The sequence below is a fragment of the Stenotrophomonas sp. YJH_SMC_64 genome, from assembly GCF_059371375.1.
This window is the reverse complement of the sequence record NZ_JCAFUN010000005.1, coordinates 90,383-112,072: the sequence shown is the minus strand read 5'-3', so window position 1 is coordinate 112,072 and position 21,690 is coordinate 90,383. Positions and strand designations below refer to the sequence as shown.

Genomic DNA, 21,690 nt, shown 5'->3' with positions numbered 1-21,690 from the left:
GCACGCACTCCTCACTCGACGCCGTGATGGCTGACCCGACCACCACCACCTACGACCTCTACCGCTTCGGCGGCAACGCCGAGGACGGCCTCCAGCGTTGCAACGCCGACAAGGCGAGCGCCCTGGAAGTCCTCAAGGAATCGAACCGATGAACGAGAACCGGCTTCGCGTGCATTTCATTGGCGGCCCCGCTGACGGCGATGTCCGCGTGATCGATCCGTGTACCACCTACCGCGTGGCTGTGCTCGAACACCAGCCCGAGGTTCATGCCTACAACGCCAAGTGCCCGTGCTGCACCGAGCGCATGCTGCGCCCCGTGGAGTGGAGCACCGCGACCTACTTCATCCGCCGCGTTAGCGAGAAGTGCTGGGTCGCCGTACACGAGAGCATGGTATGAAGCGCGCTCTCCTGATCCTGGCGCTGTGTGCTGGCCTCGCTGCGTGCGATATGAAGCCCTGGCCGCCGAGTGCGGACTATGGCTCGTGCCTGAAAGGGCACAGCGAGAACTCCTACATCATCATGTGGCAGTCGATGTGTACGGGGAACTCCTGCACGCAGATTCCGTACACCATCCCGACCACCGACTTCGTGTGCGACGAGCACGAGTACCCGCTCGGCGACGGCCCGGAGTACCAGGCCGGAATGAAGCGCTACGCCGCCGAGCTACAGGCGTGGTATGAGCGCCACCCGGAGAAGCGGCCATGACTTCCTACGTCACCTATCGGCCACCGCAGGCGGCCGGTTCCTGGGTCATTGGCGGCAACTTCTTCGTGCAGGTCCGGGAGCGTCCGAACTGGCTGCACCGCTGGTTCGCGCTGGCGTTCCTGGGATGGCAGTGGGTGGACGCATGAACAAGCGCGGCCCCCTGCTACTGATCGACGCCGATGTGCTGCGCTACCAGCTCGCGTTCTCGAACACCGCGAACATCGACTGGAACGGCGACGGCAACAAGGTCGAAGCGATCCAGCCCGAGCGCGCGAAGGCGAAGCTGGAGGACTACATCGACGAGATCGTCGAGAAGTTCGGCGCGCGTGATTACCTGCTGGCCCTGTCCTGCAAGAAGCACAACTTCCGCAAGGACATCGACCCAACCTACAAGCTCAACCGTGCCAGCAAGGACAAGCCTGCCCTGTGGTACGTGCTCGACGAGTTCGTCTACGACGAGTTCGGCGACAAGATCGTGGAGATCGAGAACCTGGAAGGTGACGACGTGCTGGGGCTGCTGGCCTCGCACCCGAATCCGAAGCGCGCGCCAGGCAGCCGCATCGTCGTGTCCATCGACAAGGACATGCAGACGATCCCCGGCATCCGTCTCTACAACCCCAACCGTCCCGACGTGGGCGTCCGGCCGATCTCGGCTCACGACGCTGACCTGTTCTGGATGAAGCAGGTGCTCACGGGCGACCAGGTGGATAACTACCCCGGCTTCCCCGGCATCGGCCACAAGGGCGCGGACGAGCTGCTCATGCCCATCCACGAGGCGTACCGCGATGCGTCCGTCGAGGAGCACCTCGGCGCGCTGTGGAACACCGTCGTCACCACCTACACCACCCGCATCCCCCGCGGCGGCACCGAGCCGCTGTCGAAGCACGATGCGATCCGCCAAGCACGCCTCGCGCGAATCCTGCGCTACGGCGACTACAACCCCAAGACCAAGGAAGTGAAGCTGTGGAAACCCTGATCCTGTTCATCACCATCGTCGCCGTGCTGGCCGTGCTGTTCGCCTTCGTCGCCTACGGCGCTGCCTGGCTGTGGTGGCGCAGCCTCAACACCCTCGAACGCACCCTGTACCGCTCGGCTGGCAGCGTCAAGCTGTGGCCGGCCGCTGTCGGCGTTGCTGGCGCGGCTTGGCTGATCGCCCGGTGTTTCGCCTGACGACAACCAAGCCACCTGATCCTGCTTACCGCAACTCGTCCACGTAGAACTGCTTCCAGTGTGCAATCTCTGACGGATTCCGACTTACGGGTTCTCGGCTATTGAAAACCCAAAGCTGGATCGCCTTCGGCGTAGTCAACGTTTCATACGTGCAGCTGAACTCAGTGAGCTTATCTGTGATGAGCTGCTTGGCCGCATCGTAGCGCTCTCGCTGAATTCCTTGTGCTTGCCCTGATGCCACGAGCGCATCCATCGCCTCCTGTAGGCCATAGAGCTTCTGTGCAAGCTCAGAGATTTCCGCTCCGTTTGTGTTACTCGGCGTAGAACTCGCCATACCTGTCTCCTTCCATAACGAACACGAATTGTACCCGGCTAAGGCCGGGTTTCTCTTTTGGAGTCCCCATGAAGATCATCGGAATCACCGGCCGCGCCCGCAGCGGCAAAGACACCCTGGCCGAGTTCCTGGTCAGCGACCACGGCTTCGTGAAGCTGTCCTTCGCGGCCCCGATCCGCGCCTTCGTGGCGGACATCACCGGCCTGCCGGTGTCCGCGATGGAGGACGGCCCGCTCAAGGAGGAGCCGCTCGACTGGCTCAACGGGCAGACCCCGCGCCGCCTGATGCAGACCGTGGGCACCGAGTGGGGCCGTGAAATGATCGACCGCGACCTGTGGGTCAAGGTGGTCGCGCAGAAGATCCGTCAGGCCCGCCGCGACGGCGCTGCTGGCGTCGTGGTGTCGGACGTTCGCTTCGACAACGAGGCGCAGTTCATCCGTGAGTGGGGCGGCCAGGTGGTCCAGGTGCTCCGCGACAGCGCGGCCCCGGTCTCGGCGCATGCCTCCGAGGCAGGCGTCCACGGCGACCTGATCGACACCGTGATCGACAACAACGGCCCGATCCACCGCCTGCGGATGGTCGCGGAATCGCTGGCCCGACTCTAAGGGTTTAGTGGTCATCATCGGGGGAAACGACAGTTTCCCCACCTATTCATAACCCAGGAGTTCTATGCAAATCCCTCTGCACTCCTACGACCTGATCGACCTCCTGGACGAACTGCACCCCGAAGTGATCTACGACCCCGCCAAGCCGAAGGAGGAGTTCCTGCTCCGGCAGGGCGAGCGCCGCCTGATCCTCCGGCTAAAGGCGCTGCGGAAGGTCGAGCAGATGGAGCACCGCGCCCGCTAATCATGTGCAGCAAGCCCAACATGCCGGACCAGCAGGAGAAAGACCCGATCCTGCTGACCCGCCAGGACACCCAGCCGACCGGCCACGCGGCCGATCAGCGGCGTAAGTCCAAGGTCCGACTGGACCTGAACAACGCAACGCAGTACCAAGGACTGACCATTCCGAATGGCTGACGCCAAGCAGACCTCGGCCGAGAAGCAGACGGCCGCGAAGCGCTACGGCGATCTCAAGTCCAACCGCAAAGAAGCCGAGACGCGCGCCAAGCGCTGCGCCAAGGTTACCCTGCCCCGCCTGTGGGTGGACGAGGGCGCGAAATCGCGTACCCCCGGTTCCGCCTACATCGACACCGGCCCGAAGTGCGTCAACGCCCTGGCCTCGAAGATCGTGCTGGCCTGGCTCCCGCCGAACGCCTCGGTGTTCAAGCTCGCGCCTGACCAGGCAGTCGCCGAGAACATCGCCGAGCAGGCTGGCGTGGAGACCTCCGAACTGGAGGCCGCGCTGGTGGACGTGGAGCGGGTCATCGTCAACGACCTGGAGACCAGCGGCGTCCGCCCGGTCCTCAGCGAGGCGGCCAAGCACGCCATCGTCCTCGGCAATTTCCTGCTCTACGACCCCGACGAGGGCAAGCCTAAGCTGTATCCGCTGACCTCCTACGTGACCGACCGCGACGGCCTGGGCAACGTGCTGGAGATCATCACGCTCGACAAGATCGCCCCGGCCATGCTGCCGGACTCGATCCGCGCGGCGGTGATGCAGAAGCTCGCCCAGGAACGCGACGAAAAGACCAAGAACGACGACGTGAACCTCTACACCTGGGTGCGTCGCTCGGAAGATGGCAAGGAGTGGGAAGTGGTCCAGGAGGTCGAGGGCGTCGAAGTCCCCGAGACCGTGGGCACCTACCCCATCGACGCCTGCCCGTGGATTCCCCTGTGCGCGCCGCCGTCCCTCGTGGACGACTACGGCGAGGGCTTGGTCTACGACTACGTGGGCGCGTTCGAGTCGCTGGAGGCGCTGCGCAAGGCGATCCGTAAGGGTGCCGCCGCGCTGGCGAAGATCATCATGTTCCTCAAGCCGACCTCGACGATCCGCGAGCGCCAGCTCACCGAGGCCGAGTCCGGCGCGGTGCTGCGTGGCGAGGCCAGCGACGTGACCACGCTCCAGCTCCAGAAAGCCTACGACCTGAACTTCGTGCGTCAGGAGGCCGAAGGGCTGGCGAACTCGCTGGAGCTGATCTTCGGCGTGAAGTCCGCCGTGCAGCGCCCCGGCGAGCGCGTGACCGCCTACGAAATCCGGGTGCTCACCCAGGAACTCGACGACGCCCTCAGCGGCTTCATGGCGATGTCGGGCGAGCAGCTCTTGCTGCCGCTGATCCGCCGCCGCCTGCACAAGCTCCAGAAGCAGGGTCGCCTGCCCGAGCTGCCGCAGGAACTCATCAAGCCGCGCATCACCGTTGGCATCGCCGCCCTCGGCCGCGGCCACGACCTGAACAAGCTGATCGAGTTCGGTCAGGCAGTGGATGCGCTTGTCGGCGCAGAGGAGAAGGCGCGCCGCCTCAACAGTGGCGAGGCGATCTCCCGACTGGCCGCCGCTTCCGACATTTCCACCAAGGGCCTGATCCGCTCCGACGACGAGCTTGCTGCCGAGCAGCAGGACGCCTCGGCGCAGGAGGCGATGGTCCGTGCCGCTCCGAATATCGCCTCAGCGATGACCCAAACCCCGTAACCCCGAGAAGGACGCAATGTCGAACGAAACCACCGAGAAGCCCGCCAAGCCGACCAAGGAAGCCCCGAAGGCTCCGAGCGTCGAGCGTAAGGGCAAGGCCGAGATCACCCGCAAGACGAACGGCCTGGTCATCGTCAACTACAAGCCCGAGGACAAGTAATGTCGCAGCCGGGCAAGTCCGAAGTGACCGTCAGCCTTGACGGCATCAACGGCCAGCCGACCCCAGGTCAGCAGCCGCCGCAGAACTCCCAGGACACCCAGCAGCCCGCACCGGGCGCGCAGGGTGGCACCGATGGCGAGCGCCTGTTCGGCGGCAAGTACAAGACCGTGGAGGAGCTGGAAGCCGCCTACGCACAACTGAGCACGCCAGCCGACGACAAGGGTGGCAAGGGCGGCCCCGCGACCATCGACGACGCCACCGCGGATGACGCGCGTGACGCCTTGGCGCGGGCTGGCCTGAACCTGGACGACTTCGCCACCGAGTTCAACTCGAACGGCTCGCTGTCCGAGGAGAGCTACAAGAAGCTCCAGGACGCGGGCTATCCGAAGGAGCTGGTGGACGTGTACGTCGATGGCCTGCGCGCTCGCGTGCAGACCTACGAGAACGCCGTCTACTCGCCCGCAGGTGGCAAGGCCGGTTACGACGGCCTGGTCCAGTGGGCTAAGACCAACCTGAGCGCCGAGCAGAAGCGGGCGTTCAACGAAGCGGTGCAGTCCGGCGACGCCGGCCGCGCAGCGCTGGCAGTCCAGGGCCTCGTCGCCCTCCGTGGCGGCAACGGCCGCCTTCTGAATGGCAAGACCGCATCGAACGCCGATGCAGGCCCCAAGCCGTTCCAGTCGCAGGCGCAGGTCGTCGAAGCGATGCGCGATGTGCGCTACCACCGTGATCCGGCTTACCGCGCGGAAGTCTCCGCCCGCCTGGCCGTGTCGCCGCTGTTCAAGTAATCCACTCAACCTCAAGCAAGGACTAAATGTCGGACGCAATCCCCTCCCGCCTGGGTCAAGCCCAGGCCAACGGCGACGCCTGGGCGCTGTTCAAGCAGAACTACACTGCTGAAACCATCACCAGCTTCGTCGAGAACTACAAGCTGGACGGCCGCGTGTCGGTGCGCAACATCGAGAGCGGCAAGTCCGCCTCGTTCCCGAACGTCGGCACCATCGGCTCCGAGTACCATGTGCCGGGCACCGAGATCAAGGGCCTGGTGGTCGAGCACAACGAGACCATCATCACCCTCGATCCGATGCTGATCTCGCACGCCTTCATCGCCAACATCGACGAGGCGATGAACCACTACGACGTGCGTTCCGAGTACACCCGTCAGCAGGGTGCGGAGCTGGCGCTCAAGCGCATGCAGAACGAGCTGCGCTGCGCGATCCTGGCCGCTCGTACCACCGAAGGCAAGGTCGAAGGCCAGCCGGGTGGTGCCATCATCAAGGCCGCCACGATGGCCTCCGATCCGACCGTGCTGGCCGATGCGTTCCGCAACGCCCGCATGCTGTTCGACGAGAAGCTGCTGCCGGACAACCCGCAGGAGTTCACTGGCGCACTGGCCCCGGCTCAGTGGTATCTGCTGACCGAGAACAAGGACTTGATCGACCGCGACATCAACGCGGAATCGAACGGCTCCTACGGCCAGGCGATCATTTCCTCGGTCGCCCGCATCCCGCTGGTGAAGATCAACGCGATGCCGCGTGTCGATGAGTCGGCCCTGGCCTCGATCCCGGCCAAGTACCGCGGCAACTTCGCGGACACCGTGGGCGTGATCTTCCACCGCTCGGCGGTCGGCACCCTCAAGCTGCTGGACCTGTCCCTGGAGGACGTGTACCAGGGCGAGAAGCAGGGCACCCTGATGCTGGCGAAGTACGCGCTGGGTCACGGCATCCTGGCTCCGCGCGGTGCCATCGAGCTGTCGAAGGCCCCGTAAGCAATACCGCGCCGTTGGGCAAATCCCGCGGCGCTTCAATCTCTCTCCATCTACGGGGGACATCCACATGGGTGTCCCCCGTTTTTTTGCCCCGAATCCATGAACCTCGAACTCACTCCGACCACGGAACTCGAAGCCGTCAATGTGCTGCTCGGTGCTATCGGCGAAGCGCCGATCAGCGACCTCGAAGCGCTCGGCAACCTGTACGCCTCGCAGGCGCGCGACACCCTCCGCGCGGTGAGCCGCGAGGTCCAAACCGCTGGCTGGTGGTTCAACACCAGCGAGTCGTTCACCTTCACGCTCAACGCGGAAGGCAAGGTGCTGCCGCCGCAGTCGATCCTCAAGCTCGTCCCCGCACGCGGAAGCGAGCCGCTGGTGATCCGAGGCACGCGCCTCATCAACCCGCTCACCCTCGCCGACACGTTCTCGTCGGCCCCCACCGCCGACTTCGTGACCTGGTTCCTCGCCTACGAGGAGCTGCCCGAGTCGGCCCGCCGCTACATCGCCGTGCGCGCTGCGCGTCTGTTCCAGACGAGCGTGCTGGGTAGCGACCAGCTCTACGTGTTCACCGAGAAGCACGAGGAGGAGGCATACCTCATCTTCGCGCAGGAGCACGCCGACTTCACCTACGCCCGCGGCCACAACTTCCTCAGTGGCTCGACGGACGTGTCTGATATTTGGGACCGCTGATGCCGCTAATCACGGGGGACTATCCCTCGTTCCTGGGAGGCGAGTCGCAGCAGGACGATACCGTCCGCTCGCCGAACCAGCTCACCAAGGCGATCAACGCCTGGCTGCATGCCGCAATGGGCGCTGGCAAGCGCCCGCCCGCCGAGTTCGTTGCTGGCCTTGGCGTCACCCTCGATCACGACTGTGCCTTCCACTCCATCGTCCGCGATGAGAACGAGCGCTACATCGTCGCCGTGGGTCACCGCAGCATCCGCGTGTTCGACCACGAGACCGGCAAGGAATACACCGTCAACGCCACGGGCGACGCGCTCAACTACCTGGACACCCAGGGACAGCGTGCGTGGTCGTGCTTCGCGCTGGCGACGTTCTCCGACACCACCTTCATCGTCAACCGGCTGGTAGACGTGAAGCAGAGCGATGAGCTGTCGCCCGGTTCGCTGTACGGATCGGCGCAAACGATGTCCGACCTGCCGAAGCCCGGCGACAAAGGCTCGGCCGTTGTGCCGACCGGCGCGATCTACAACATCATCGGCTCGTCCGAATCGCAATTCGACGACTACTACGTCCAGAAGCAGTCCTCCTCGGTCTACCTGGAGGTCGCCCGTCCGGGCATCAAGCACCGCTTCGATGCCAAGACGATGCCGCACATCCTCAAGCGCATCCCCGATCCAGTGCATGCGGACGGCTTTTGGTTCTCCTTCGGTGGACCGGAGTGGACCGCGCGCCTCGCGGGTGACGAGCAAAGCAACCCGTTCCCGTCCATCGACGGCCAGCGCATCCGCGAGGTGTTCAAGCACCGGGACCGCCTAGGCTTCCTGGCCGGGGAGAACGTGCTGATGTCCGAGGTCTCCGATCCGTTCAACCTCTGGCGCACTTCGGTGACCCAGGTGCTCGACGCCGACCCCATCGACGTGAGCGTCAGCGGGTCTAACGGCGTCACCACGCTCTACCACGCAGTCCCGTTCCAGTCGGCCCTGTTCCTTGCCGCTGCGGGCGGCCAGTTCCTCCTGACCGCCGAGCCGTACCTGGCCGCCAAGAACGTCAAGAGCGATCCGGTCAACAGCTACAGCAGCTCGCCGTACATCCGGCCGAAGCTGATGGGCGAGTCGCTGTACTTCACCGAGGACAGCGGCGCATACGCCAGCGTGCGCGAATACTTCATCGACGACCTGTCGGTGACCGGCGACGCCGCCGACGTGACGGCGCATGTGCCCAAGCTGATGCCGGGCCGCATGCGAGCGATGGCGAGCGCAAGTGGTGCCGACTGCGTGTTCTTCGCTCCTGACGAGCCGACCGACGCGCAGCTCTACGTCTACTTCGTCCGCTGGATCGGCGACGAGAAGCAGCAGTCCGCATGGACGCGCTGGTCAATCTCCGGCGTCGGTCGCATCGTCCACATGCACGCCATCAACGACGTGCTGTACGCCGTCGCGGAAGCCCCAGGCGGCGGCTGCGAGCTGCTCAAGTTCCGCATGGTGCTCAACCAGCACGACACGGATGCCACGGGCGACTACAACTTCCTGCTCGACCGCATGCTGGTGGTGCAGCCCACCTATCAGCAGTTCGGCAACGAGACCTGGATCGACCTGCCCTACATCGTGCCCGATGGCATGACGGTCACCGTCCTCAAGACGGACGACTGGCAAGACCCCGGCGCGTACCTGGACATCACCAAGGCGCGCTGGGACAACGCCCGCACCCGCCTTGCGCTCCCCGGTAACCACACCGAGGGCCGCGTGGTCGTCGGCATGGACTACGAGCACCGCCTCACCCTGACCAAGCCCATCGTTCGCGGTGGGCAGAACCAGGCCGTGCTGGTGGGCCGCACGCAGGTGCGTGACATCGAGGTCGCCTACAAGGATGGCGCGTACTTCGAGCTGGAGGTCGAGCAGCACGGCAATGGCCGCGTCGAGACCTACGTGGCGTCGCACTCCGGTGCGTACACCGCGCGCGTCCTCAACGACTCGGTGTTCCGCACCAGCGCCCCGACGTTCCACTCCGGCTCTCGCCGGTTCCCCGTGCTGGGCGACGCCAACAGCGTCCGCATGCACCTCGTCAACCGCCTGCCGTTCCAGTGCTGGTTCCAGTCAGCACAGTGGCGCGGCATGTTCGTCTCCCGCAGCCGAGTATGACCCTGACCTATCGAAGCCCCACCGCCAGCGACATCCTCCACGTCGCCGAGAACATGCGGCAGGAGGACATCCTGGAGGTGGCGGCTTCGCATGGTCACACCCCGCTCCAGGCGCTCGCATTTGCAGTGACCGCGAGCGACCGCAGTTTCGCCGCGATGCACGACGGTTCCCCCGTGTGCATCTTCGGCTTCAGCCAGCACGCCGAGGGTATCGCCTCGGTTTGGCTGCTGGGCACCGACGCCCTGGTGGCTCCCACGTTCTGCCGCACGTTCCTCCGAGAAGCTCGGCGGATCAGCGACGAGTGGTCGGCCACCTTCGGCACCATCTTCAACTTCGTCGATGTCCACGCCGTCACCACGCGGCGATGGCTCGGCTGGCTTGGCTTCCGCGAGAGCGGCGTCGAGTCCGCCTACGGCTTCGCCAAGACACCCTTCGTCCGAGTAACCAAGACCCCATGTGCAACCCCGTAGCAGTCCAGGTCGGTATCGCCGCAGTCAGCGCGATGGCGACCATGTACGGCCAGGATCAGAACAACAAGGCCATCGAGGAAGCCGCGGAGCGTCAGCAGGAGCAGATCAACGACCAGGCCGCCGAGCGCACCCAACAGCGCATGGAGGAGGCCCGCGCACTGCGATCCGCGATGCGCGCCTCCGCAGCAGAAGCGGCAGTGTCCGGCAACTCGGTCGAGCTGCTGGCGAACGACATCATGGCCCAGGCTGGCCGTGACGTGGCCCTCATCGAGAAGAACCGCAGGAACGGAGTCGTCGAAAGCGGCTCCGAAGCACGCGCTCGTATCCGCACCGGCAATGCCGAGGCGCTGGGCGGCGTGATGCAGTCAGGCGCGAATGCCTACAGCAACATCCAAACCTACAAGCGCTATTCCATTCCCGGAGACGAGTAACCCGTGGCTCGCACGAAACCCCAAGAGATCATCCGCCGCGCGCAGGTGCCGCAGCGTCTCGCCGAGCGCCCCGTTCTGGCGGTGCAGGCTGACCAAGCGTCCTCCGCTGGTGCCGGTGTCCTCTCTCGCACCGCCGCTGCGGTGCTGACGCGCGTCTCGGATTCCGTCAACTCGCAGATGATCTCAAACAGCCGCGAGCAGTACAGCGCCGCGGCGACCCAACGTATGCAGGAGGACGCCGAGGGTACGCCCCGGCAGGCCGAGGACTTCGTTGCCCAGCAGTCGGAGTCATGGCGTCGCGGCTACCTCAAGGCAGACGGCATCATCCGCGTCCGCGACTGGCAGATCGAAGCGGCCAAAGAGATCGCCAAGGCCGAACCCGGCACCGACATCGAGCCGCTCATCAAGGAGCGGATGGCTGCGCTGACGCAGAACCCCGAGTTCCAAGACCCGCAGGTCCGCAAGGCCCTGATGCCGGTCGCCATGCGCGCCGCGCAGCAGGTCCGCCAGCAGTGGCAGGCCGACTCGATGCGGGAAATGCTGGTCCGGCAGAAGGAGTCGCTGACCGCGATCATCCGCGACGGCATCAAGGGCGGCACGTTCCTCACTTCCGAGGGCATGAACGGCCTGTACGCGATGCTGGACCAGGAGGAGTACGCCTATCTCAACAAGCGCGACGTGGACGAACTCTACGTCGAGGCCGCCAAGGAGGAGCTGGCCGCAGGCAACCGCGATCCTCAGTCGATCCTGGCGTTCCTGGAGCAGGACCGCGGCGACGGCCAGCCCGGCTTGATGAACACCGAGCACGGCGACGAGCTGCGCGCGGCGGCTGCCGCTGGTGCCCGCGTGATCGCACACCGCGAGGACGAGGCACGCAAGCAGGCGATGGCCGAGGCAGAGTGGACGCTCCAGGGCCTCGCGGATCGCGGCCAGCTCACCCACAAGACCATCGACACCTGGGCCAGTAAATTCGGCCTGAGCGGTGGCGACCTCCAGTCCTTCAAGCGATACTGGAACAACCAGCAGGAGCAGACGCTTCGCCGCTGGGAGCAGGAAGCGAAGGAGCGCGCCCGAGAGGAGCGCATCCGCAAGCTGGTAGCCGGGGGCAATCCCTACGAGATCAGCGACGCCGACCTCAAGAAGCAGGCCGGTAAGGAGTGGGAGGAAACCCCGCAGGCCGCACGCGGCCAGGTGCTCCAGAAGTGGGCACGGCAGGGCATCGTCATCCCCCAGCTCGAACGCATCCTCAAGCGCGCTGACCCGGCGTTCCAGGAGAACTTCCAGAACGCCGCGACGCTGTACGAACAGCTCCGCAAGGTCTCGCCCAAGTACGCCGATACGGTCGCTGGCGGCGAGGCTGCCGCAATGCTGGACCAGTACCTCTACGACACCCGGCGCAGCGGTCAGTCTCACCAGGAGGCCGCTCGCGTCCTGACGCAACCGAAGCGGGAAGTCGAGGAGGCCCGCTCGGTCATCAACGACACCTGGAAGTCCGGCATCAAGGACTACCTGGAGATCGACGGCAAGCCGCGTGACCCGCGTGAGCTGCACCGCATCCGCCAGGAAGCCGAGCGCATCGCCTCGCGTGGCGGAGTGTCCGGCGAAGCTGCCATCCGTGCAGCGGTCGGTCAGATCGACGCCCAGCGCACGACCGTCAACGGCCGCCGCGTGCCAAACATCGGCATGCCGCAGGGTGCCGAGCCAGCGGTAGACGAGCTGATCCAGACGGTCGCGCGCAAGCTCGGCCGCGACCCGGATGAGCTGTCGGCCCTGCCCAATCCCCGCAATCCGGGGCAGTGGCAGATCGTCGGCCCCGACAACTGGCTGATCCCTGACCCGGACACCGGCCGCGCCATCGGTTTCGACCCGCGTGCCATCGCGGCACAGCACCAGCGCTGGAAGGGAGACCTTGCGGAATCCCAGGCGCGTCGTCGGGTCGAGCAGCGCACCACCTGGGCGGACCAGTCCCGGAACATCCGCGACCTGCGCTCGCAGTCGGCGACCACGGAAGTCCCTGCGGCCATCGCCAAGCGCGACGCCAGCGCCGCCGAGGCTCCCGCCTTCGAGCTGCCCAAGTTCGACCTCACCAAGCCGCTGGTTCCCAACGCGGGCACCAAGCAAACCACCACCACCCCGGCAGTCCCCGAGGACTTCCTGGAGTACCTGACGAGGAAGTAAGACCGCATGTTTGAATCCCTACCCGGCGCAGACGAGAACATCGTCAAGCCGGCAACCCAGCAGCCCATCGTGCAAGCCGTGCGCGAGCGCAAGGAGCAGCGAGAGGCCGCGGAGCGCCGGAAGGATCAGACGACCGTATGGGACGGATGGGGCGCTGCCCAGGCAAAGGGCGGCATCGGCTTCATCGACCGCTTCATCACCGAGCTGGGCTACGAGCCGCAGCAGGGCTATCGCATTCCCGCAGACGCGCGCAAGCGCTGGGAGTCGATGGGCCTGCGCCCGGAGCAGTGGGAGCTGTTCGGCCGGGCCACGTCCGACGAGCACCTCTCCTATCTGGAATCCGTGGCCTTTATGAATCAGATGGCGGACGACGACCTGGCGCAGTTCGGCCTGGGCGGACAGATCGCCCTCGGCTTCACCGACCCGGTGGCAACCGGCCTCGATCTCGCCACGGGCGGCCTGGGGTACGCAGCCAAGGCCGGACGCCTCGCCAACGCGGTGCGTTCCGGTCTACAGGCTGCGGGCACCTCCGCGCTGATGTCGGCCGCAACCTCCACCTACGACCCCGAGCAGACGCTCGCGGATGGCGTGCAGAGCGCCGCCCTGTCGTTCGCGTTCGGTGGTGCCCTCGGCGCTCGCCGGGGTGCCCTGTTCGACGGCGAGGTGAAGCCTGACGTGGTGAAGCGGCTGGCCGGTGACGACTCGCTGTCCGCCGCCCGCGTGGCAGGCACCGCCGCCAACGACCTCACGCCAGGCGTCCTCCCGCTGCGCAACGAGAGCGCATTCGAGCAGGAGTTCACCGACAAGGCGCTGGTCAACGCGCACATCACGCCCCACTTCGCCACCGTCCGCCGCGACCTTGCTGCCCGCATGGGTAGCGCCAAGTCGCCGCTGGTGCGCGAGGCGGGCCGCCTGCTGTTCCGCGATGGCGTCGGCTACACCGATCGCTCCGTCGCGGTCCAGGAGTCCACCAGCGAGTTCGCCAAGCGCCACCTGGCCGTCATGGAGACGGAATGGCGGAGCGGAGTGAACGCCGCATGGGACGCCTACAAGCAACGGACAGGCACCCATTGGTGGAACTTCTCCGAGCGCGCAAAGTTCAACGAGGAGGTCGGCCGTGCCGTGCGCGGTGCGCCTGACGTATCACCGGAAGCCGCCAAGGCGGCCGGCAGCGTCGCCAAGGCGATGCGCGATGCGCTCAAGCTGGCGCAGGACAGCAACCTCGACGGCTTCGCCAACGTGGCGCAGAACGGCAGCTACCTGCCGCGCTACTGGAGTGGCAAGGGCTTCAAGCGCCTGTTCGGCGAGATGCAGCTTCACCAGGACGACGTGATCGAGCAGCTCATCAAGCCCGCCATGCGTCGCGCCTGGGAGGCCACCACCGACGAAGGCGACGAGATCGACGACGAGCTGCTCGGGGCGGTTGCACGCTCCTACCTCAAGCGCGCCCAAGCGAACTTCGAGGGCGACGGGATGGACCTGCTGGTCCGCCCGCTGGACAGCGATTCGGTCGAGGAGATCGGCAACATGCTGACCGAGGCGGGCGTCTCGCCCGTGCGGTCGCAAGAGCTACTGTCCAAGCTGGAGCGCAAGACCTACGAGTCGGGCAAGCTCGACCGCGCGAAGAAGCGCATCGACCTCGACGAGACCTACTCCACCACCATCCGCAACGAGGCTGGCGAGGACGTGCAGGTCTCGATGGCCGACCTGTTCGACAACGACGTGGACTCGGTGATGACCCGCTACATGCGCGAGATCACCGGCTGGTCGGCGCTGTCGTCGAAGGCTGGCATCAAGAACCGCGCACAGCTCGACCGCTTCGTGTCGAAGCTCAAGAGCGACGCCCGCAAGTCCGGCGACGACGTGAAGGACATCGAGCGCCTGATCGACATCGGCCTCAAGTCCACCTTCGGCCGCAGCACCGAACTCGATCCCGCCAGCCGAGGCGCACGCTACGCGCGGTTCCTGCGCAACTGGAACTTCGCCCGCGTGATGAACCAGGTCGGCTTCTCGCTGTTCGCCGAGCTTGGCCCGACCATCGCGCATGCCGGTCTCCGCAACTTCTGGAACTCCGTGGGTGCCGCCCGCGACTTCCTGGTGCGCGGCGCTGACGGCAAGCTGTCCTCGCAGGAGGCGCGCGTCATGGAGCGGCTGTTCGCACCCGGCACCGACTGGCTGCGCAACCCGCCGTTCCTGCGCCTGGACGAGGATGCGCTAGTGCCGCAGACGTTCAACGTCAAGCACGGCGAGAAGATCGACAACGCGATGAACATGGCGACGCACGTCACCTCGGTCGCATCCGGCATGGCCCCGATCAACACGATGCTCCAACGCATCGCCGGTCGCGCCACGCTGCTGCGGCTGCTGGACATGGCGAACGCCAAGAAGCTGTCGGACGCCGAAGTGGCCCGCCTGCGCACCTGGGGCCTCGACGAGAAGGCCCAGGCCGACGTGTTCGGCTACCTCAAAGGCAAGCGGCAGATCGAGCAGATCGACCCGGACAAGCTGCCGTTCCAGACGCGCGAGCGCATGGCGGCCTTCCTGTTCCGCGTGACGCGACACCAGGTTCTCGAAGGTGACGCCTCGGACAGCATCGAGCTGATGCACTCCACCACCGGCCGCATCGTCACGCAGTTCCGCAGCTTCATGGTCAACAGCTACACCCGCCACTTCCTGAACTCCGTCCACCACTACGACGACTGGCGCACCTACGCGATGGTCGTGCTGTCCACTTCGGCAGCAGGCATGGGCTGGGCGGCTCGCACGTACATCAACACTGCGGGCAACCCCGAACAGCGGAAGAAGCAGCTGACGCAGGAGAACTTCTACAAGAACGCTGTCGCGCAATCGAGCTGGTCGAACGTGATCCCCGCGGTCACCGACGCCGTGTGGGCGGACGCCTTGGGTAACGACCCGGTGTTCGCCAACAACCGCTCGACCGGCCTGGAGAACGGCGTGATGGGCATCCCGTCCATCGACCTGTTCAACAAGGTCTACGGCAGCACGCGGATGATCGGTTCGGCCATCCGCGACGATGAGGAGATCACCGAGAAGCAGATGCGCGACTTCTGGAAGATTTGGTGGTTCAACAACATGACGGGCGTCCGCAACATCGCGGATCAAGCCCTACAGCAGTTCCCTGACCGCAAGGACGGGACTGATCGACCGTAACCAGGAGGCCCTTCGGGGCCTCCACCTTTTTGAGGACGCATGATCGAACTATCGCGCGGCCTTTCCTTCGTGCTCTACACCTACGAGGGAGGCCCTACGCGGTTCACCGTGCCGTTCCCGTACATCGCCCGCGAACACATCCGGGCGTTCGTCGGTGAACCGGACGCGGCCCGCGCTGTCTCCGTGTCGTGGGTGGACGCCAGCACCATCGAGATTCCGTCGCAGGATGGCGTGCTCGACGCACCCTACACTGTGACCATCCGGCGATTCACGCCGATTGACGCCCTCCTGGTCAACTACAAGGAAGGCGCAAACCTCCCGGCGCGCGACTTGTCCAAGTCGTTCCGCCAACTGCTGTACGCACACCAGGAACTCGCCGAGTTCGGTGGTGGCAGCGGCCTCCCCGGTGGCGGCCCCGGTAACCCCGGTGGCGACCCGGACCTCAACGCAATCATCGAGCAGCTCCTCCGCTCGCCAGCACTGCAAGACCTGCTGACCCGCATCGACCTTATCGACGTGAACGCCGAGGCGATCCTGGAGGAAATCATGCGCTCGCACGAGTTCTTCGACGTGCAGCGCGACTATGGCGACAAGATCAGCACGGCCACCCACGAGATCGGACTGCTGACCGAAGGCAACAAGGTCATCGCGCAGCAGATCATCGACCTGTTCGCGCGGGTGGACTACGGCGAGCAAAGTAGCCAGGCACGATTCCTGGAGGTCAATCGCGCCATCGCTGACGAGCGCTCCGCGCGCGTCGAGGCGATCACCGAGCTGCAAGGCCAGGTGGTCGAGAACGGCAAGACGATCTCCGCAGCGCTCAACCAGCGCATCGACGAGGTGGAGAGCACCACCGAAGCGGCGCGTGCGGCCACCGAGCAGCGCCTCGGCGCAGAGATCGAGGACAGCGCGGCGCAGGTCCGCACCGCGGTCATGGCCGAGGTTGACGCAACCAAGGCCCGCGTGTCCGACGTTGAGACGGCAGTAGTCCGCCACGGCGAGAACATCGCTGGCCTGGCCGAGACCACCGAAGCCCTGACGGACGCCGAGGGTGCCAACACGGCATTCCGACAGCAGATGGCGGCCAGCTACGGCGCGAACGTGCCGCAGGGGATTGCCAATGAGATCGACGGCCAGGTGTCGGCGGTTTCGGCCGCCTTCGAGCAGCGCATCGACACCGAAGCGTCCGCGCGCGAAGCCCTGGCTTCCCAGGTATCCACGCTGGAGACCAGCACCGCGCCGACGATCTTCTCGGACGCGCAGCCCTCCCCGCCCGCTGGCGGCTTCAAGGTTCCGACCTTTTGGGTCAAGACCGTGCAGACCGGCGCGTACCTGACGCAGATTTGGGATGGCACCGGCTGGCGCAAGGCCGACCTGGATGTCACCTCTCCGACCGGCGCGCTGGTGCAGCAGCTCAACACCACCAAGATCACCGCCGAGCAGGCACAGGCCATCGCGGCCACGCAGGTCCAGGCGTTCAAGGACGGCGACTTCGCCACCATCCGGCAGGAGTTCAACGTGGTCGCCGGGCAGCACTCCGGCATGTACGGTCAGTGGCAGGCCAACTACTCGGTCAAGATCAACGCGGGCACCATCAACGGCGTCCCCGTGGTCGCCGGTATCGCCCTCTCCGCCAACCCGCAGACCGGCAGCGACTTCATCGTCACCGCGGATCGCTTCGCCTTCGTCCACCCGCAGTACACCTCGGGCGGCACCTTGGCGAGCATCAAGTATCCGTTCGTGATCGGCACTGTCGGCGGCCAGTCCACCGTGGGCATCCAGGGTGCGCTGGTGGTGGACGGGACGATCACTGCGGACAAGATCAGGGTGAACTCCCTGGCCGCGCTCACGGCAAACGCAGGCACGATCAACGGCGGCACGTTCAAGACCCACACCCTCGACGGCAACGGCAACATCGTCAACGCTGCCGAGTTCCGCGTGGAAATCTCCAACCTCGGCGACTGGCCCCTGTGGGTCGGCTCCGGCGCGAAGAACGCCAACAACGCGGTGTTCTACGTGGACCGCAACGGCGGCGCGTTCTTCCGAGGCCGCGTCAATGCTCCCAACATCGTTGGGCAGTTCCAGTCGGCGACCGGCGTGTGGTGGACCGGGGCAACGAGCCTCTGCTACCAGGCGGGCAACAACTTCATCCCGCTCGGCGATTGGGTGGCGATCCACGAGTTCTGGCTCGGCGCTCCGGTGCTGGCTGGCGAGGGTCATACGCCCTCCGTGTCGGTGACCGTCACCGCGAACACGCGCGTCTACGGGCTGCACGTCATCTTGGAGGAGCTGCGCGACTCTGTGTGGGTCGTCATCGCCTCGCACGAGCCGCCGATGTACCGCGCGTTGATTCAGCAGATGGGCGGCGACGGCAACACCTTCACCGCGTCCAACTTCTACACCTACGAGCAGTCGGTGACGCTCTCGGCGTCCGGCGCATGGACAGGCGGTGCCCGCGCATTCCGCGTGCGGTGCCGCGCATCCAGCCCGCCTCCGCAGGTCCACGGCTACGACGCCCCGGCCTACCCGAACTACCTCATCACGTCGATTGGCGGCTTCGCCTTCGGCATCCGATAACCCTCAGAGAGAACCCAAGCACCGCATGAGCACTACCCCCGGCTACGTCTCCAACGCCGAGCTGGCCTCGCGCCTCTCGACGCTGGTAGACCGCTGGAACCGGCGCGAGAATCAGATGATCGCGCTGCTGACTCAGGAGGAAGGCACCGTCGTCGTGACGGACGGCCTGGGCAACAACCACACCCTCCTCTCGTTCCCGCAGCTCCAGAAGGACGTGGCCGGGCTGACCGACGAGCTGACCGGCTCGGTCGTGCAGGTGCGCGACCTGGTGTCCGTGGCAACCGGCATGGCGAACGCCGCGCAGGCGTCCGCAGATGACGCCTCTGGCTTCGCCGACGCTGCCGAAGCATCCGCCGTGCGCGCTGCGGAATCCGCCGCGAGCATCGACGACGACGTGCAGGCCACCGCCGACGCGGCGACCTTCGCTGCTGCCAAGGCGGCCGAGGCTTCCGACAGCGCGACCGAGGCGGCAAGCTCCGCAGTGGACGCCGCCGCTTCGGCGACGGCCTCGGCCACCTCGGCGCTGGCTTCGGCTGGCTCCGCAAGCCAGGCGGGCACGTCGGCCACCGCAGCGGGTCAGGCGCGTTCCGACGCGCAAGCAGCGGCGACTGCTGCCGCCACGTCACGGGATCAGGCGCAGACCATCCTGGGCTATGCGACCGACGCGGCCGACCGCGCGGAAGCTGACGCCACCGCTGCCGCAGCATCGGCTGCCGCAGCCGCCGACAGCGCGACCGCCGCAGCGACCTCGGTCACTCAGGCGACCACCCAGGCCAACCGGGCGGAAGCCCAGGCGTCCGCCGCGGCGACCAAGGCTGGCGAGGCTGCTGGCTCGGCGACCACCGCAGCCGGTCATGCCTCCGCTGCGTCCGGCTCGGCGTCTGCCGCCTCGATCTCGGCGCAGACCGCATCGTCGGCCAAGGCCGCTGCCGAGGCTGCCCGCGACAAGGCTGGCCTGTACGCGAACGCGCCGCAGGGCACCGAGGTCTCGCCGGGCGAGTTCTCGGCGAAGCATTGGGCCGCCCAGGCGCAGGCTGCCGTCACTGGCTCGCTGGTCTACATGGGATCGTGGGATGCCGGCACTGGTGCGTTCCCGGCCAACCCGGTGAAGGGTCACTTCTACAAGGTGGTCGGCGAAGGCACTGTGGGCGACATCCACTGGCGAGTCGGCGACCAGGCGCTCTACGGCGCTACCTGGGAGAAGATCGACAACACCGATCAGGTCACCAGCGTCGCCGGTAAGCAGGGCGACGTGACCCTCGTGGCTGGCGACATCGGCGGCCTGGGCGCGCTGGCGACCCGCGACGACGTGGACTTCAACACCCACGTCACCGGGAAGCCGACGACCTACCCGCCGAGCACCCACACGCACACCAAGGCGCAGGTCGGCCTCGACAAGGTGGACAATACCGCCGACCTCGACAAGCCGATCAGCACCGCGACGCAGACGGCGCTCGACGGCAAGGCGGCGGCGACGCACACGCACACCATCGCCAACGTGACCGGCCTCCAGTCCGCGCTCGACGGCAAAGCGGCGGCGTCCCACTCGCACACCATCGCAAACGTAACCGGGCTGCAAGCGGCGCTCGACGGGAAGTCGGCAATCGGCCACACGCATACCGCCGCCGAGATCGCCAACGTCGTCAACGTGACCGACGATCAGTCCATCGGTGGCGTCAAGACGTTCGCCTCCGGGCAGATTCGTGTGCAGGGATTTGGCGGCGAGGCCACGTCCGGCGTCATGTACCTGGGGTCGCTGGATCGCTATGTGTACGTGCCGCCAGCTGCGAACTCGCTGGAGTTCCGATTCGGCGATGGCACGGGTGGCGTCGCGTCCCTCAACGCTGGCGGCACCGTCTGGACCTCGGCGAACTTCAACCCGGCAGGAAAGGCCGACGCCGGTCACACGCACACCATCGCAAACGTCAGCGGCCTCCAGTCCGCACTGGACGGCAAGGCGAGCCTGGGTGGCGCAACCTTCACCGGGCAGGTCACTCTGGCCTATGGCGCGCCGCTGCGGTTGACCGGCATGGGTGCAGCGGGAACCGCGTACATCCACGGAACGAACGGCGCTGGCGATGACGTTTGCTCGATCACCCGCGTGAACACGAACAGCTGGTACAACCTGTACTGGAACGGTGCTGCGAACATTGCGGGCCGCCTGACGGTCGGCGATCAGATTTACCTCAACGCTGGCTGGTTCCGCTCCCAGCAGTCCGGCACCGGCTGGTACTCGGAAGCGCACGGCGGCGGCATCTGGATGCAGGACAGCACCTGGGTTCGCACCTACGGCGGCAAGGGATTCCTTATCGCTGGCCCAGGCGGTAGCGGTGGCGACCTCCGTTTGGAGAGCTACTCGCCAACCATCACCTGTTACGACTCCGACAACGGGACCACGCACTGGCTCCATTGCAACGACAACAACCACGGCTTCCTCGCCAGCAACGCCTTCTCGTGGTGCGCCTACCGCGACGGCAGCAACAATTGGGTCGCCACGGGCAACATCGTCGCCTATGCGTCCGATGCGCGTCTAAAGAAGAACATCGTGGACGCCTCGGCCTCCAAGGTGGCCGACTTCTTCGACCGCTTCCGTGTACGCGAGTTCGATTGGGATGCCAAGGCAATCGCCGAGCTGAATCCCACGTTCCACCCGAGCGCGGATCACGAGGTCGGCGGCATCGCGCAGGAGGCCGAGGAGGTCTACTCGTTGATGGTCGCCACGCACGCAAACGGCATCAAGACGATCCAGTGGGAGAAGGCTATTCCCTTCCTTATCGCTGAGGTGCAGGCGCTGCGTAAGCGCGTCGCGGACCTTGGGGGAGGTGCCTGATGGCCCTCCCCGGCTCCGGCCCTATCTCCTGGGAAATGATCCGCGCCGAGTTTGGCGGCGGCTACCCGATCTACGCGGACCAGTATTACCGAGGACGTGGATTGGTGCCCGACGTTCCGGCCAACTACGGCGTCCCCACGAGCGGCCCGATCTACGCCTCGCAGTTCTACAACGCGGTCAAGGCGACGCCGTTCCAAGCATCGCTGTCGCCGAGCTACCTGATGGGTAACTGGCCTCAGTCCACCAACGGCACGGTCAGCGAGTCGTTCAGCGTTTATTGCTCGGGCGGCACCGGCAACTACTCCGTGGTCTCCCGCTCCGTCACAGGCGGCGCGTCGATCTCCGGCAGCGGCCTCGGTGGCACTGTGACCGCCTCTGGGCGGAACACCTCCCGCATGGGGCAGTTCACAGTCGTCGTCACCGATGGCGTCACGCAGATCACCCTGACCGGCAACTACGAGTACAGCTTCGGTCGTCCGCTCTAACGCATCCACCACCTACAAGAG

The 21,690-nt window shown here is 66.0% G+C and carries 23 protein-coding genes; 22 read left to right on the top strand and 1 reads right to left on the bottom strand.

Annotated features, from left to right (window positions below; genetic code table 11):
- Positions 1 to 26 precede the first annotated feature (26 nt).
- From AC5P9L_RS06685 to AC5P9L_RS06660, 6 genes are read left to right on the top strand one after another with little or no spacing between them, the layout of a single operon-like run.
- Positions 27 to 152, top strand: a complete 126-nt coding sequence (locus tag AC5P9L_RS06685; protein ID WP_005412413.1) for a hypothetical protein — start codon at positions 27 to 29, stop codon at positions 150 to 152.
- Positions 149 to 397: a hypothetical protein gene (locus tag AC5P9L_RS06680; protein WP_005412412.1), complete on the top strand. Its 249-nt coding sequence runs from the start codon at positions 149 to 151 to the stop codon at positions 395 to 397. The genes AC5P9L_RS06685 and AC5P9L_RS06680 overlap by 4 nt, the downstream gene beginning before the upstream one ends.
- Positions 394 to 705, top strand: a complete 312-nt coding sequence (locus AC5P9L_RS06675) for a hypothetical protein (RefSeq protein ID WP_043033722.1) — start codon at positions 394 to 396, stop codon at positions 703 to 705. The genes AC5P9L_RS06680 and AC5P9L_RS06675 overlap by 4 nt, the downstream gene beginning before the upstream one ends.
- Positions 702 to 851, top strand: a complete 150-nt coding sequence (locus AC5P9L_RS06670; RefSeq protein ID WP_005412410.1) for a hypothetical protein — start codon at positions 702 to 704, stop codon at positions 849 to 851. Before AC5P9L_RS06675 ends, AC5P9L_RS06670 begins: the two co-directional genes overlap by 4 nt.
- Positions 848 to 1,681, top strand: a complete 834-nt coding sequence (locus AC5P9L_RS06665) for a hypothetical protein (protein ID WP_004154583.1) — start codon at positions 848 to 850, stop codon at positions 1,679 to 1,681. Before AC5P9L_RS06670 ends, AC5P9L_RS06665 begins: the two co-directional genes overlap by 4 nt.
- Positions 1,669 to 1,875: a hypothetical protein gene (locus AC5P9L_RS06660; protein ID WP_005412408.1), complete on the top strand. Its 207-nt coding sequence runs from the start codon at positions 1,669 to 1,671 to the stop codon at positions 1,873 to 1,875. Before AC5P9L_RS06665 ends, AC5P9L_RS06660 begins: the two co-directional genes overlap by 13 nt.
- A gap of 25 nt (positions 1,876 to 1,900) precedes the next feature.
- On the opposite strand, the gene AC5P9L_RS06655 is transcribed toward AC5P9L_RS06660, so the two are convergent.
- The gene (locus tag AC5P9L_RS06655; RefSeq protein WP_032961816.1) at positions 1,901 to 2,209 is read right to left on the bottom strand and encodes a hypothetical protein; all 309 of its coding nucleotides are present in this window, start codon (positions 2,207 to 2,209) and stop codon (positions 1,901 to 1,903) included.
- A 68-nt stretch (positions 2,210 to 2,277) separates the two neighbouring features.
- On the opposite strand from AC5P9L_RS06655, the gene AC5P9L_RS06650 reads away from it, so the two are divergent.
- From AC5P9L_RS06650 to AC5P9L_RS06575, 16 genes are all read left to right on the top strand, one after another.
- Positions 2,278 to 2,814, top strand: a complete 537-nt coding sequence (locus AC5P9L_RS06650; RefSeq protein WP_004154581.1) for a deoxynucleotide monophosphate kinase family protein — start codon at positions 2,278 to 2,280, stop codon at positions 2,812 to 2,814.
- A gap of 64 nt (positions 2,815 to 2,878) precedes the next feature.
- Complete coding sequence (locus AC5P9L_RS06645) at positions 2,879 to 3,058, top strand: hypothetical protein (RefSeq protein WP_005412407.1); 180 nt, start codon at positions 2,879 to 2,881, stop codon at positions 3,056 to 3,058.
- Between the two features lie 20 nt (positions 3,059 to 3,078).
- Positions 3,079 to 3,231, top strand: coding sequence for a hypothetical protein (locus AC5P9L_RS06640; RefSeq protein ID WP_005412406.1), 153 nt, complete (start codon positions 3,079 to 3,081; stop codon positions 3,229 to 3,231).
- Positions 3,224 to 4,780, top strand: coding sequence for a portal protein (locus AC5P9L_RS06635; protein WP_005412405.1), 1,557 nt, complete (start codon positions 3,224 to 3,226; stop codon positions 4,778 to 4,780). Before AC5P9L_RS06640 ends, AC5P9L_RS06635 begins: the two co-directional genes overlap by 8 nt.
- A gap of 16 nt (positions 4,781 to 4,796) precedes the next feature.
- Complete coding sequence (locus tag AC5P9L_RS06630) at positions 4,797 to 4,940, top strand: hypothetical protein (RefSeq protein WP_004154577.1); 144 nt, start codon at positions 4,797 to 4,799, stop codon at positions 4,938 to 4,940.
- On the top strand, positions 4,940 to 5,725 hold the full coding sequence (locus AC5P9L_RS06625) for a capsid assembly protein (protein ID WP_005412404.1): 786 nt from the start codon (positions 4,940 to 4,942) through the stop codon (positions 5,723 to 5,725). The genes AC5P9L_RS06630 and AC5P9L_RS06625 overlap by 1 nt, the downstream gene beginning before the upstream one ends.
- Before the next feature lie 26 nt (positions 5,726 to 5,751).
- Positions 5,752 to 6,705, top strand: coding sequence for a major capsid protein (locus AC5P9L_RS06620; protein ID WP_005412403.1), 954 nt, complete (start codon positions 5,752 to 5,754; stop codon positions 6,703 to 6,705).
- A 99-nt stretch (positions 6,706 to 6,804) separates the two neighbouring features.
- A complete protein-coding gene (locus AC5P9L_RS06615) occupies positions 6,805 to 7,395 on the top strand; it encodes a phage tail tubular protein A (RefSeq protein WP_005412402.1) in 591 nt (196 codons plus the stop codon).
- Positions 7,395 to 9,527: a phage nozzle protein gene (locus AC5P9L_RS06610; RefSeq protein ID WP_005412401.1), complete on the top strand. Its 2,133-nt coding sequence runs from the start codon at positions 7,395 to 7,397 to the stop codon at positions 9,525 to 9,527. Before AC5P9L_RS06615 ends, AC5P9L_RS06610 begins: the two co-directional genes overlap by 1 nt.
- Positions 9,524 to 9,997, top strand: coding sequence for a hypothetical protein (locus tag AC5P9L_RS06605; protein WP_005412400.1), 474 nt, complete (start codon positions 9,524 to 9,526; stop codon positions 9,995 to 9,997). Before AC5P9L_RS06610 ends, AC5P9L_RS06605 begins: the two co-directional genes overlap by 4 nt.
- Positions 9,998 to 10,029: 32 nt before the next feature.
- Positions 10,030 to 10,428 (top strand): virion core protein, T7 gp14 family, encoded by a 399-nt coding sequence (locus AC5P9L_RS06600; RefSeq protein ID WP_032961812.1) that lies wholly within the window; start codon positions 10,030 to 10,032, stop codon positions 10,426 to 10,428.
- A 3-nt stretch (positions 10,429 to 10,431) separates the two neighbouring features.
- Positions 10,432 to 12,606 (top strand): hypothetical protein, encoded by a 2,175-nt coding sequence (locus tag AC5P9L_RS06595; RefSeq protein ID WP_032961810.1) that lies wholly within the window; start codon positions 10,432 to 10,434, stop codon positions 12,604 to 12,606.
- 6 nt (positions 12,607 to 12,612) lie between these two features.
- Entirely contained in the window at positions 12,613 to 15,777 is a 3,165-nt protein-coding gene (locus tag AC5P9L_RS06590) for a hypothetical protein (protein ID WP_005412397.1), read from the top strand.
- A gap of 39 nt (positions 15,778 to 15,816) precedes the next feature.
- The gene (locus AC5P9L_RS06585) at positions 15,817 to 18,354 is read left to right on the top strand and encodes a phage tail fiber domain-containing protein (protein WP_005412396.1); all 2,538 of its coding nucleotides are present in this window, start codon (positions 15,817 to 15,819) and stop codon (positions 18,352 to 18,354) included.
- Positions 18,355 to 18,379: 25 nt separating this feature from the next.
- Positions 18,380 to 21,184, top strand: a complete 2,805-nt coding sequence (locus tag AC5P9L_RS06580; RefSeq protein WP_049427184.1) for a tail fiber domain-containing protein — start codon at positions 18,380 to 18,382, stop codon at positions 21,182 to 21,184.
- Positions 21,184 to 21,669, top strand: coding sequence for a hypothetical protein (locus AC5P9L_RS06575; protein WP_126411773.1), 486 nt, complete (start codon positions 21,184 to 21,186; stop codon positions 21,667 to 21,669). The genes AC5P9L_RS06580 and AC5P9L_RS06575 overlap by 1 nt, the downstream gene beginning before the upstream one ends.
- Positions 21,670 to 21,690: the final 21 nt, after the last annotated feature.